Raw genomic sequence first — 11,982 nt, forward strand, 5'->3', positions numbered from 1 at the left:
TGCGGCCCCTTTTGTTTATTTCTCTTCGCTCGGCACTACCGGCGCCGGCGGTGGGCGCAGGCCCACTTCGGCGATCAGCTTGAGCTGCTTGCCATTGCGCATCACCTCGATCGCCACCTTGTCGGTCGGCTTGATCCGCGCCACCTGGTTCATCGACTTGCGCCCATCGCCCGCCGGCTCGCCGTTGATGCTCAGGATCACATCACCCAACTGCAAACCTGCGCGCTGCGCCGGGCCATCGCGGAAGATCCCCGCTACGACGATCCCTGGCTTGCCTTCGAGGCCAAACGATTCGGCCAATTCCTGGCTGAGTGGCTGCACCTCGATCCCCAGCCAGCCGCGAATCACCTGGCCGTGTTCGATGATCGACTTCATCACCTCCAGCGCCAACTTTACCGGGATGGCGAAGCCGATACCCTGCGAGCCGCCGGACTTGGAGAAGATCGCCGTGTTGATACCGACCAGGTTGCCATTGGCGTCGACCAGCGCACCCCCGGAGTTGCCGGGGTTGATCGCCGCGTCGGTCTGGATGAAATCTTCGTAGTTGTTCAGGCCCAGCTGGTTACGCCCGGTGGCGCTGATGATGCCCATGGTCACCGTCTGGCCAACCCCGAACGGGTTGCCGATGGCCAGCGAAACGTCGCCGATGTGGATAGTGTCGGAGCGGCCGATGGTAATCGCCGGCAGGTTCTTCAGGTCGATCTTGAGCACCGCCAGGTCGGTTTCCGGGTCGCTGCCAATCACTCGGGCCAATGTCTCGCGGCCGTCCTTGAGGGCGACCACGATCTGGTCGGCACCGCTGGTGACGTGGTTGTTGGTCAGCAGGTAGCCTTCGGGGCTCATGATCACCGCCGAACCCAGGCTCGATTCCCAGCGCCGTTGCTTGGGCAGGTTGTCACCGAAGAAGCGGCGGAACTGCGGGTCTTCGAATAGCGGGTGGGCACTCTTGTTGACCACTTTGGTGGTGTACAGGTTGACCACCGCTGGCGCCGCCAGGGTGACGGCGTCGGCGTACGACACCGGGCCCTGCATGATCCGCGTAGTCTGCGGCGCCTGCTGCAGGTTGACGTCCTGGCTGGGCAGGCCGACCCACTCCGGAAAGCGCTGGATGACCAGCATGGCGATCAATATGCCGGTAAGCAGTGGCCAGCCAAAGTAACGCAGAACCTTGAGCATCGAATCAATCCTGGAGTAGGGCAGGGCCGTCGCAGAGCGGCCCGGGGAGGCGCGCGCGATGATACACCTGAACACGGCGCGCGGCGACGGCCACTGCGGCGCATCGTCGGCGTGCGTTTGGCGGGCGCCTGCCAGCGGTATCCGCAGCGCCGGCGACAGCTCATAATGGCCGCCATTATAGGGCCTTGCGCCCTGCCTACATGCCACTGCGAGGAGATTTTTCATGGCCGTCGCCCTCACCACGCTGGTCACCGAAGCCGAACGCTATCTGAACAGCGCGCGGATCCAGGATTACTGCCCCAATGGCCTGCAAGTCGAAGGTCGGCCCCAGGTCAGCCGCATCGTCAGCGGCGTTACCGCAAGCCAGGCATTGCTTGATGCGGCAGTAGAAGCCGAGGCTGATCTGGTGCTGGTGCACCATGGTTACTTCTGGAAAGGCGAAGACCCCTGCATCACCGGGATCAAACAACGTCGCCTGAAGACGCTGCTCAAGCATGACATCAGCCTGCTGGCGTTCCATCTGCCGCTGGATGTGCACCCCGAGGTTGGCAACAACGTGCAACTGGCGCATCAGTTGGGCATCACCGTCGAAGGCCCGCTGGACCCAAACAATCCCAAGGTGGTAGGCATGCTCGGCTCGCTCGACGAGCCAGTCTCGGCGCGTGATTTCGCCCGCCGCGTGCAAGAGGTGCTGGGTCGCGAGCCGTTGCTGATCGAAGGCGAGCAACTGGTGCGGCGGATCGGTTGGTGCACCGGCGGCGGCCAGGGCTACATCGACACGGCAATTGCCCAGGGCGTCGACCTGTTCATCAGTGGCGAGGCCTCCGAGCAGACCTTTCACAGCGCCCGCGAAAACGGCATCAGCTTCATCGCTGCCGGCCACCACGCTACCGAGCGCTATGGCGTGCAGGCGCTGGGTGACTATCTGGCCCGGCGCTTTGCCGTCGAGCACCTGTTCATCGACTGCCCGAATCCGATCTGAGCGCCAGATTGCGTGCTGTTACACCTGCTGAAGCCCAAACCGGCAGTCATATGGTTAGACCGTTTCGATCTAGCCGCCTGCCTAAATAGAAGCAGTCGCTGTGCTAAAGTGGCTCGCTCGAACACGGCCCGCTGGCCGTTCATAAGATCGTTTTACGTGAGTAGCCATGGTCGACAAACTGACGCACTTGAAACAGCTGGAGGCGGAAAGCATCCACATCATCCGCGAGGTGGCCGCCGAGTTCGACAACCCGGTGATGCTCTACTCGATCGGTAAAGACTCTGCCGTGATGCTGCATCTGGCGCGCAAGGCCTTCTTCCCGGGCAAGCTGCCGTTTCCGGTGATGCACGTCGATACCCAGTGGAAATTCCAGGAGATGTACAGCTTCCGCGACAAGATGGTCGAGGAAATGGGCCTGGAGTTGATCACCCACGTCAACCCGGAAGGGGTGGCGCAGGGCATCAACCCATTCACCCATGGCAGCTCCAAGCACACCGACATCATGAAGACCCAGGGCCTCAAGCAGGCACTGGACAAGTACGGCTTCGATGCCGCCTTCGGTGGTGCGCGCCGCGACGAGGAGAAATCCCGGGCCAAGGAACGGGTCTACTCGTTCCGCGACAGCAAGCACCGCTGGGACCCGAAAAACCAGCGCCCTGAGCTGTGGAACGTCTACAACGGCAAGGTCAACAAAGGCGAGTCGATCCGCGTCTTCCCGTTGTCGAACTGGACCGAGCTGGACATCTGGCAGTACATCTACCTTGAAGGCATCCCGATCGTGCCGCTGTACTTCGCCGCCGAGCGTGAAGTCATCGAGAAGAACGGCACGCTGATCATGATCGACGACGAGCGTATTCTCGAGCACCTCTCCGAGGAAGAGAAAGCCCGCATCGTCAAGAAGAAGGTGCGCTTCCGTACCCTTGGCTGCTACCCGTTGACGGGCGCGGTGGAGTCGGAGGCCGACAGCCTGACCGACATCATCCAGGAGATGCTCCTGACGCGCACTTCCGAGCGTCAGGGCCGAGTCATCGACCACGATGGCGCAGGCTCCATGGAAGACAAAAAACGCCAGGGCTACTTCTAATTTTCAGGGTTACTCCATGTCGCATCAATCCGATTTGATCAGCGAAGACATCGTCGCTTATCTGGCTCAGCACGAGCGCAAAGAACTGCTGCGGTTCCTTACCTGCGGCAACGTCGATGACGGCAAGAGCACCCTGATCGGGCGCCTGTTGCACGACTCGAAAATGATCTACGAGGACCACCTCGAGGCCATTACCCGCGACTCGAAAAAGTCCGGCACCACGGGCGAAGAAGTCGACCTGGCATTGCTGGTCGATGGCCTTCAGGCCGAGCGCGAGCAGGGCATCACCATCGATGTCGCCTACCGCTACTTCTCCACCGCCAAGCGCAAGTTCATCATCGCCGACACCCCGGGCCATGAGCAGTACACCCGCAACATGGCCACCGGTGCGTCGACCTGCGACCTGGCGATCATCCTCGTCGATGCCCGCTACGGCGTGCAGACCCAGACCCGTCGGCACAGCTACATCGCCTCGCTGCTGGGCATCAAGCACATCGTCGTTGCGGTCAACAAGATGGACCTCAAAGGCTTCGACGAGCAGCTGTTCGAGTCGATCAAGGCTGATTACCTGCAGTTTGCGCAGGCCATCGACCTGACCCCGAGCAGCCTGCACTTCGTGCCGATGTCTGCGCTCAAGGGGGACAACGTGGTCAACCGCAGCGAGCGTTCGCCGTGGTACAGCGGCCAGACCTTGATGGAAATCCTCGAGACCGTCGAAGTCGCTGCCGACCGCAACTTCACCGACCTGCGTTTCCCGGTGCAGTACGTCAACCGGCCCAATCTGAACTTCCGCGGCTTTGCCGGCACCCTCGCCAGCGGCGTGGTGCACAAGGGCGACGAGATCGTCGTACTGCCGTCGGGCAAGAGCAGCCGGGTCAAATCCATCGTCACCTATGAAGGTGAACTGGAGCACGCCGGCCCAGGCCAGGCCGTGACCCTGACCATGGAAGACGAGATCGACATCTCCCGTGGCGACCTGCTGGTGCATGCCGACAACGTGCCGCCGGTGACCGACCAGTTCGACGCCATGCTCGTGTGGATGGCCGAAGAGCCGATGCTGCCGGGCAAGAAGTACGACATCAAGCGCGCCACCAGCTACGTGCCGGGCTCGATTGCCAGCATCACCCACAAGGTCGATGTGAACACCCTCGACAAGGGCGCGGCCAGTTCGCTGCAGTTGAACGAGATCGGCCGGGTCAAGGTCAGCCTCGACTCCGCCATCGCGCTGGATGGTTACGACAGCAACCGCACTACGGGCGCGTTCATCGTCATTGACCGCCTGACCAACGGCACCGTTGGCGCCGGCATGATCATCGCACCGCCGGTACTGCCGCACGGCAGCACTGGTCAGCATGGCAAGCAGGCCCACGTCACCACCGAAGAGCGCGCTCTGCGCTTTGGTCAGCAGCCAGCCACCGTGCTGTTCAGCGGGTTGTCCGGCGCTGGCAAGAGCACCCTGGCCTACGCCGTGGAGCGCAAGCTGTTCGACATGGGTCGGGCGGTCTACGTGCTCGATGGCCAGAACCTGCGCCATGACCTGAACAAGGGCCTGCCACAGGACCGCGCCGGGCGCACCGAGAACTGGCGTCGCGCCGCGCATGTCGCGCGTCAGTTCAACGAAGCCGGCATGTTGACCCTGGCCGCGTTCGTCGCACCGGATGCCGAAGGTCGCGAGCAGGCCAAGGCCCTGATCGGCAAGGACCGCTTGATCACGGTTTACGTGCAGGCTTCGCCACTGGCGTGCCGCGAGCGTGACCCGCAGGGCCTGTACGCCGCTGCTGGCGATAACATCCCGGGCGAAAGCTTCCCGTTCGATGTGCCGTTGGATGCTGATCTGGTTATCGATACCCAGCTCAGCAGCGTCGAAGACGGCGTCAAGCAGGTGCTGGAAGTGTTGCGTCAGCGTGGTGCTATCTAAGGCCAGTTGAGGTAACTAAAAACCCCGCTTCGGCGGGGTTTTTTATTTGTTGCGTGTGTCTGATGATCGGCAAGGGCTGCAGTGGGGCCCTCAAATATGCTTCTCGGATACCGGAACCACCCGCCGCTCCTTCACTGCCTTGTACGAAAAACTCGAATAGATCTCCTTCACCCCGGGCAACCGCTGCAATACTTCGCGGGTGAATTCGCCAAACGACTCCAGATCCCGCGCCAGAATCTCCAGCAAGAAATCATAGCGCCCGGACACGTTGTGGCAGGCAACGATCTCGGGGATTTCCAGCAATCGCCGCTCAAACGCCAAGGCCATTTCTTTGGTATGTGAATCCATCATGATGCTGACGAACGCGGTCACGCCAAAGCCCAAAGCCTTGGGCGAGAGCACTGCCTGATAGCCAGTAATGTAGCCGTTGTCTTCGAGCAGCTTGACCCGCCGCCAGCAGGGCGAAGTGGTCAGGGAAACCTGATCGGCGAGTTCGGAAACCGTGAGACGGGCGTTGTCCTGCAAGGCGCCGAGCAGGGCGCGATCGGTGCGGTCAAGGGTCGTAGGCATGGCTTGCCCTTCCAGAGAGTCAATTGTTGTTTTTATGCCCGTAGACGCCGGTATTACTGGGCGACTTTGGAAAAATCCCGGTGGTTCGTTGGCATAAGCTTATAACAAACCACAAGAGGCTGTAGCCATGGACGTTGCCAAGCGCCAATCCGGATTCTCCACCCGAGCCATTCACCACGGCTACGATCCGCTCGCCCATGGCGGGGCCCTGGTGCCGCCGGTTTACCAGACGGCTACCTATGCCTTCCCCACTGTCGAATATGGCGCAGCGTGCTTTGCCGGGGAGCAGCCGGGGCATTTCTACAGCCGTATTTCCAACCCGACCCTGGACTTGCTGGAACAGCGCATCGCCTCACTGGAAGGCGCTGAGGCAGGGCTGGCGCTTGCCTCAGGGATGGGCGCAATCACCGCCACCCTGTGGACCTTGTTGCGCCCTGGCGATGAGCTGATTGTCGGCCAGACGCTCTATGGCTGCACCTTTGCCTTTCTGCACCACGGTATCGGCGAGTTCGGCGTCAAGATCCGGCACGTCGACCTCAACGACGCTCAGGCGCTGGCAGCTGCGATCAACGACAAAACTCGCATGATCTATTTCGAGTCGCCCGCCAACCCCACACTGGAACTGGTCGATATTGCCGCCGTAGCACAGGCCGTGCACGGTCGTGATATTCATGTGGTGGTCGACAACACCTTCTGTACACCTTACCTGCAGCGGCCGCTGGAGCTCGGCGCGGATCTGGTGGTGCACTCGGCGACCAAGTACCTGAGCGGCCATGGCGACATCACTGCCGGGCTGGTGGCGGGGCGCAAGGCGTTGATTGACCGCATTCGTCTGCAAGGTCTGAAAGACATGACTGGCGCGGTGCTGTCGCCGCACGATGCGTCACTGCTGATGCGCGGAATCAAGACGCTCGGCCTGCGCATGGATCGGCATTGCGCCAATGCGGCGCAGGTGGCTACGTTTCTGCAAGGCCAGCAGCAGGTCGAGTTGCTGCATTATCCCGGCCTGCCGAGCTTCGCGCAGTACGCGCTGGCGCAGCGGCAGATGCGCTCGCCCGGCGGCATGATTGCCTTCGAGCTCAAGGGTGGTATCGAAGCCGGTCGGCGCTTCATGAATGCCCTGCAGCTGTTCAGCCGCGCGGTCAGCCTGGGTGATGCCGAGTCGCTGGCCCAGCATCCGGCGAGCATGACTCACTCCAGCTATACCCCCGTCGAGCGCGCGCAGCACGGCATAGGCGAGGGGTTGGTGCGGTTGTCGGTGGGGCTTGAGGATATCGAGGACCTGCTGGCTGATATCGAGCAGGCATTGCGCGCCAGCGTTTGAGTTGCACGTGCTCACGCTTCGCCCAGACAGCAAAAAGGCCTCTCGCGAGGCCTTTTCAATGTACAGCTCGGATCAGCGCTTGAGGCCGTAGCTCTCGTCGAGCATGCCCGGCGAGTTAGGCGTCTTGGGCGCGTAGTCACGCGGCACTTCGGCGGTGTCTTTCGGCGGCGTCAGGCGATCTCGATGGCTTTGCGCAGCCTCCGAGTGCAGCGCTGCCAGCAGACGCTGACGGGTCAGCTCGTCCAGGGCCAGGCGGTTGGCACCGTCGGCCAGGTGATCCTGCACGTCCTGGTAGCTCTGGGTCAGGCGTTGAACCAGGGCTGCGGTGCTGTTGAAGTGGGTGACCACTTCACTTTGATAACTGTCGAAACGTTGCTGGATATCATCCAGTTGACGCTGTGTGCTGCTGGGCGCTGCGTTGGGCAGCAGGCGGGCCACGACGAAGCCGACGACTACGCCGACGACCAGGGCCAGGGTCGGCAACAACCAAACAAGGAGCGAGAGTTCCACGAGTCCTTCCTCTATAAACGGCTTTGCTTTACGTTAACGGCTCAGACCTGCGCTGTATACCGCGAACGATCGCAAATATTTCAGAACAGAATTCATCAGCTAGACGAGTCGACCCCTTCCGAGGTCACGGAGTAGTGCTTTGCTTATCCGCGAAACCCCCTTGTTCATCGATGGCCCATGCGGCCAACTGGAAGCCTTGCAGCTGGAAGTGGCCGAGCCGCGTGGCGTAGTGCTGATCTGCCACCCTAATCCGGTGCAGGGCGGTACCATGCTCAACAAGGTGGTCTCGACCCTGCAACGCACTGCTCGCGATGCTGGCTACAACACGCTGCGCTTCAATTACCGCGGCGTCGGCCAAAGCGCTGGCAGCCATGACATGGGCGCGGGTGAAGTGGCTGATGCCGAGGCCGTCGCCGCCTGGGTGCGGACCAGCTACCCCGAACTGCCGCTGGTGTTGATGGGCTTCTCGTTCGGCGGTTTCGTTGCCGCGAGTCTTGCCGGGCGCCTGGAAAGCCAGGGCGCAACGCTGCAGCAGCTGTTCATGATCGCACCTGCTGTGATGCGTTTGAATGACGACTTCCCGCTGCCGCAGGTATGCCCGTTGACCGTCATCCAGCCAGACACCGACGAAGTCGTCGATCCCCAGCTGGTTTACGAATGGTCCGACAGCCTGTCGCGCCCCCATGAGCTGCTGAAAGTGGCAGAATGCGGACACTTTTTCCATGGCAAGCTGACCGATCTGAAGGATCTGGTACTGCCGCGCCTCTCGAACTGAGCCAAGCCTGATCAAGCGATTACCCATGACTACGCGCATTCTTACCGGTATCACCACCACCGGCACCCCGCACCTGGGCAACTACGCCGGCGCCATTCGCCCGGCCATCCTTGCCAGCCAGCAGCCCGGTGCCGACTCGTTCTACTTCCTGGCCGACTATCACGCGCTGATCAAGTGCGATGACCCGCTGCGCATCCAGCGTTCGCGCCTGGAGATCGCCGCCACCTGGCTGGCGGGCGGGCTCGACCCGGACAAGGTCACCTTCTACCGTCAGTCCGACATCCCCGAGATCCCTGAGCTGACCTGGCTGCTGACCTGCGTCGCCGGCAAGGGCCTGCTCAACCGCGCCCACGCCTACAAGGCGTCGGTAGACAAGAACCTGGAAAACGGCGAAGACCCGGATGCCGGCGTGACCATGGGCCTGTTCAGCTACCCGGTGCTGATGGCGGCGGACATTCTCATGTTCAACGCGCACAAGGTGCCGGTTGGCCGTGACCAGATCCAGCACGTGGAAATGGCCCGTGACATTGGCCAGCGCTTCAACCACCTGTTCGGCCAGGGCAAGGACTTCTTCGCCATGCCCGAGGCGGTGATCGAAGAAAGCGTGGCGACCCTGCCGGGTCTGGATGGGCGCAAGATGTCCAAAAGCTACGACAACACCATCCCGTTGTTCGCCAGCGCCAAGGACATGAAAGACGCCATCTCGCGCATCGTCACCGACTCCCGTGCCCCTGGCGAAGCGAAAGACCCGGACAGCTCGCACCTGTTCACCCTGTACCAGGCGTTCGCTACACCGGCGCAATCGGCAGAGCTACATGAAGCGCTGCTGCAAGGGCTGGGCTGGGGCGAGGCTAAGCAGCGCCTGTTCCAGCTGCTGGACGGCCAACTGGCCGCGCCTCGCGAGCATTATCATCAGCTGATCGCACGTCCTGCCGACCTTGAAGACATCCTTCTGGCCGGCGCGGCCAAGGCGCGCAAGAGCGCGACGCCGTTCCTTGAACAACTGCGCGAAGCGGTCGGCCTGCGCTCGTTCCGCAGCAGTGTCCAGGCCAGCACCGACGTGAAGAAAAAGGCCGCCAAGAGCGCCCGTTTTGTCAGCTTCCGTGATGAAGACGGCAGCTTCCGCTTCCGCCTGCTGGCCGCCGATGGCGAGCAATTGCTGCTGTCGCGCAGCTTCGCCGACGGCAAGAGCGCCGGTGCGGTGAGCAAGCAGCTGCAGCAGGGTGGTGAAGCCGATGTACGCGTCGACGGCCTGAGCTTTGCCTTGTGGCTGAACGGTGAGCAGGTCGCGGAAGGCCCGCAGTTTGCCGATGCATCAGCGCGCGACGCTGCCGTGCAAGCCCTGCACGCAGCGCTCCAGCCACAAGCCGACTGAGGCATTTCGCCGCAAGTCTGATTGCCATTATGCGGGCCCGTCGCTACAGTGACGGCCCGCTTTTGTTACCTCACCAGCGAATTATGACGCCTTTAGAACGATATCAAGCAGATCTCAAACGTCCCGATTTCTTCCATGATGCGGCGCAGGAAACAGCGGTGCGTCATCTGCAGCGTCTGTACGACGACCTGGTCGCGGCGCAGAACAACAAGCCCGGCGTGTTCGGCAAGCTGTTCGGCAAGAAGGACCAGGCCCCGGTCAAGGGCTTGTACTTCTGGGGTGGGGTAGGGCGCGGCAAGACCTATCTGGTCGACACCTTCTATGAGGCGCTGCCGTTCGAACAGAAGATGCGCACGCACTTCCACCGCTTCATGAAGCGCGTGCACGAAGAAATGCGCACGCTCAAGGGCGAGAAGAACCCGCTGACGGTGATCGCCAAGCGCTTCTCCAACGAAGCCAGGGTCATCTGCTTCGATGAGTTCTTCGTCTCCGACATCACCGATGCGATGATCCTCGGCACCTTGATGGAAGAGCTGTTCAAGAACGGCGTATCACTGGTCGCGACCTCCAACATCGTGCCTGACGGCCTGTACAAGGATGGCTTGCAGCGTGCGCGCTTCCTGCCAGCCATCGCCATGATCAAGCAGTACACCGATGTGGTGAACGTCGACAGCGGCGTCGACTATCGTCTGCGCCACCTCGAGCAGGCCGAACTGTTCCACTTCCCGCTCGATGCCGCTGCGCACGAGAGCCTGCGCCAGAGCTTCAAGGCGCTGACCCCGGAGTGCACGCAGGCGGTCGAGAACGACGTGCTGATGATCGAGAATCGCGAGATTCACGCCCTGCGTACCTGTGACGATGTCGCCTGGTTCGACTTCCGCGCCTTGTGCGACGGGCCGCGCAGCCAGAACGACTACATCGAGCTGGGCAAGATCTTCCATGCCGTGCTGCTGAGCAATGTCGAGCAGATGGGTGTGGCTACCGACGATATCGCCCGGCGCTTCATCAACATGGTCGATGAATTTTACGACCGTAACGTCAAGCTGATCATTTCAGCTGAGGTTGAGTTGAAGGATCTGTACACCGGCGGGCGGCTGAGCTTCGAGTTCCAGCGTACGCTGAGCCGTTTGCTGGAGATGCAGTCGCACGAATTCCTGTCTCGGGCGCACAAGCCCTGATTCGATGTGACTGGGGCTGCAAGGCAGCCCCAATGCGGCTCACGCTTCCTGCATGAACTGCTGGCGATATTGGTTCGGCGACAGCTCGGTATGCTGGCGGAACAGCCGGGCAAAGAAGCTCGCATCGTCGTAGCCCACCTCATAACTGATGGTCTTGATGCTCTTGCGGGTGCTCGACAGCAAACCCTTGGCGGTTTCGATGCGCAGCCTTTGCAGATAGTGCAGGGGCTTGTCGCCGGTAGCCGTCTGGAACCGGCGCATGAAATTGCGAATGCTCATGCCATGGTTGCGGGCGACGTCTTCAAAGCGGAATTTGTCCGCGAAGTGCTCTTCGAGCCAATGCTGCATCTGCAGGATGATCAGGTCCTGATGCAGCTTCTGCCCACCAAAACCCATACGCCCTGGGGTGTAGTTACGTTGCACTTCATAGAGGATGTCGCGGGCTACCGCGCGGGCGACATTGGCCCCGCAGAAGCGCTCGATCAGGTAAATGTACAGGTCGCAGGCCGAAGTCGCGCCGCCCGCGCAGTATAGGTTGTCGGCATCGGTCAGGTGCTTGTCCTGGTTCAGCCGAACAGTCGGGAAACGCTCGGCGAAGTCAGTGAAGAAGCGCCAGTAGGTGGTAGCCTCCTTGCCATCGAGCAAGCCCGCTTCGGCCAGCCAGTACACGCCGCTGGCTTCGCCACAGAGCACCGCGCCACGCGCATGCTGCTCGCGTAGCCATGGCAAGACCTGCGGATAACGTTGCTGAAGGTTGTCGAAGTCATCCCAGAACGCCGGCAGGATGATCACATCGGCATCGCCCAGGCCGCCGTCTACCGGCACCTGCACGTTGCTGAAGCTGTCCACCGGTGCAGCATCGGGGCTGACCAGGCAGATTTCGAACATCGGTTGCAGGCCCAGGCCCATTTGCTTGCCGTAGCGCAGGCTGGCCAGATGGAAGAAATCCTTGGCCTGCATCAGGGTCGAGGCGAACACATTATCGACGGCCAGAATGCTGACGCGCCGCAGTGAAGCGGTGGGTTGGGTAAACATCATTGTCATTGTTCTTATAGGGTAGAGTGGTCAATCACCGGCTGGATCGTCTTAT

11 protein-coding genes are annotated in these 11,982 nt (G+C 61.5%); 7 read left to right on the forward strand and 4 right to left on the reverse strand.

Translation table 11 applies throughout. The features are described from left to right. Positions 1–15 precede the first annotated feature (15 nt). On the reverse strand, positions 16–1,176 hold the full coding sequence (algW, locus tag FW789_RS18125) for a Do family serine endopeptidase AlgW (protein ID WP_446431828.1): 1,161 nt from the start codon (positions 1,174–1,176) through the stop codon (positions 16–18). 223 nt (positions 1,177–1,399) lie between these two features. On the opposite strand from algW, the gene FW789_RS18130 reads away from it, so the two are divergent. From FW789_RS18130 to cysN, 3 genes are all read left to right on the forward strand, one after another. After that, positions 1,400–2,158 (forward strand): Nif3-like dinuclear metal center hexameric protein, encoded by a 759-nt coding sequence (locus FW789_RS18130; RefSeq protein ID WP_103438494.1) that lies wholly within the window; start codon positions 1,400–1,402, stop codon positions 2,156–2,158. A 166-nt stretch (positions 2,159–2,324) separates the two neighbouring features. Beyond that, complete coding sequence (cysD, locus tag FW789_RS18135) at positions 2,325–3,242, forward strand: sulfate adenylyltransferase subunit CysD (protein WP_103438493.1); 918 nt, start codon at positions 2,325–2,327, stop codon at positions 3,240–3,242. A 16-nt stretch (positions 3,243–3,258) separates the two neighbouring features. Next, positions 3,259–5,160, forward strand: a complete 1,902-nt coding sequence (cysN, locus tag FW789_RS18140) for a sulfate adenylyltransferase subunit CysN (protein ID WP_103438492.1) — start codon at positions 3,259–3,261, stop codon at positions 5,158–5,160. A 90-nt stretch (positions 5,161–5,250) separates the two neighbouring features. On the opposite strand, the gene FW789_RS18145 is transcribed toward cysN, so the two are convergent. Beyond that, complete coding sequence (locus FW789_RS18145) at positions 5,251–5,730, reverse strand: Lrp/AsnC family transcriptional regulator (RefSeq protein WP_446431829.1); 480 nt, start codon at positions 5,728–5,730, stop codon at positions 5,251–5,253. A 127-nt stretch (positions 5,731–5,857) separates the two neighbouring features. On the opposite strand from FW789_RS18145, the gene FW789_RS18150 reads away from it, so the two are divergent. Then, positions 5,858–7,054 carry a methionine gamma-lyase gene (locus FW789_RS18150; RefSeq protein WP_446431830.1) on the forward strand — a complete coding sequence of 399 codons (1,197 nt, stop codon included), beginning with the start codon at positions 5,858–5,860 and terminating at the stop codon, positions 7,052–7,054. 72 nt (positions 7,055–7,126) lie between these two features. On the opposite strand, the gene FW789_RS18155 is transcribed toward FW789_RS18150, so the two are convergent. After that, positions 7,127–7,564 (reverse strand): YhcB family protein, encoded by a 438-nt coding sequence (locus FW789_RS18155; protein ID WP_101322017.1) that lies wholly within the window; start codon positions 7,562–7,564, stop codon positions 7,127–7,129. Between the two features lie 139 nt (positions 7,565–7,703). On the opposite strand from FW789_RS18155, the gene FW789_RS18160 reads away from it, so the two are divergent. The 3 genes from FW789_RS18160 to zapE all read left to right on the forward strand — a co-directional run bounded on the left by FW789_RS18160 (position 7,704) and on the right by zapE (position 10,892). Then, positions 7,704–8,339, forward strand: coding sequence for an alpha/beta hydrolase (locus FW789_RS18160; protein ID WP_103438489.1), 636 nt, complete (start codon positions 7,704–7,706; stop codon positions 8,337–8,339). Between the two features lie 25 nt (positions 8,340–8,364). Beyond that, positions 8,365–9,714 (forward strand): tryptophan--tRNA ligase, encoded by a 1,350-nt coding sequence (locus FW789_RS18165; protein ID WP_411562628.1) that lies wholly within the window; start codon positions 8,365–8,367, stop codon positions 9,712–9,714. 83 nt (positions 9,715–9,797) lie between these two features. Next, a complete protein-coding gene (gene zapE / locus FW789_RS18170; protein ID WP_103438487.1) occupies positions 9,798–10,892 on the forward strand; it encodes a cell division protein ZapE in 1,095 nt (364 codons plus the stop codon). 39 nt (positions 10,893–10,931) lie between these two features. On the opposite strand, the gene FW789_RS18175 is transcribed toward zapE, so the two are convergent. Then, complete coding sequence (locus FW789_RS18175) at positions 10,932–11,828, reverse strand: GlxA family transcriptional regulator (RefSeq protein WP_446431855.1); 897 nt, start codon at positions 11,826–11,828, stop codon at positions 10,932–10,934. Between the last annotated feature and the right edge of the window lie 154 nt (positions 11,829–11,982).

The sequence above is a fragment of the Pseudomonas sp. 1121_17 genome (assembly GCF_052850745.1).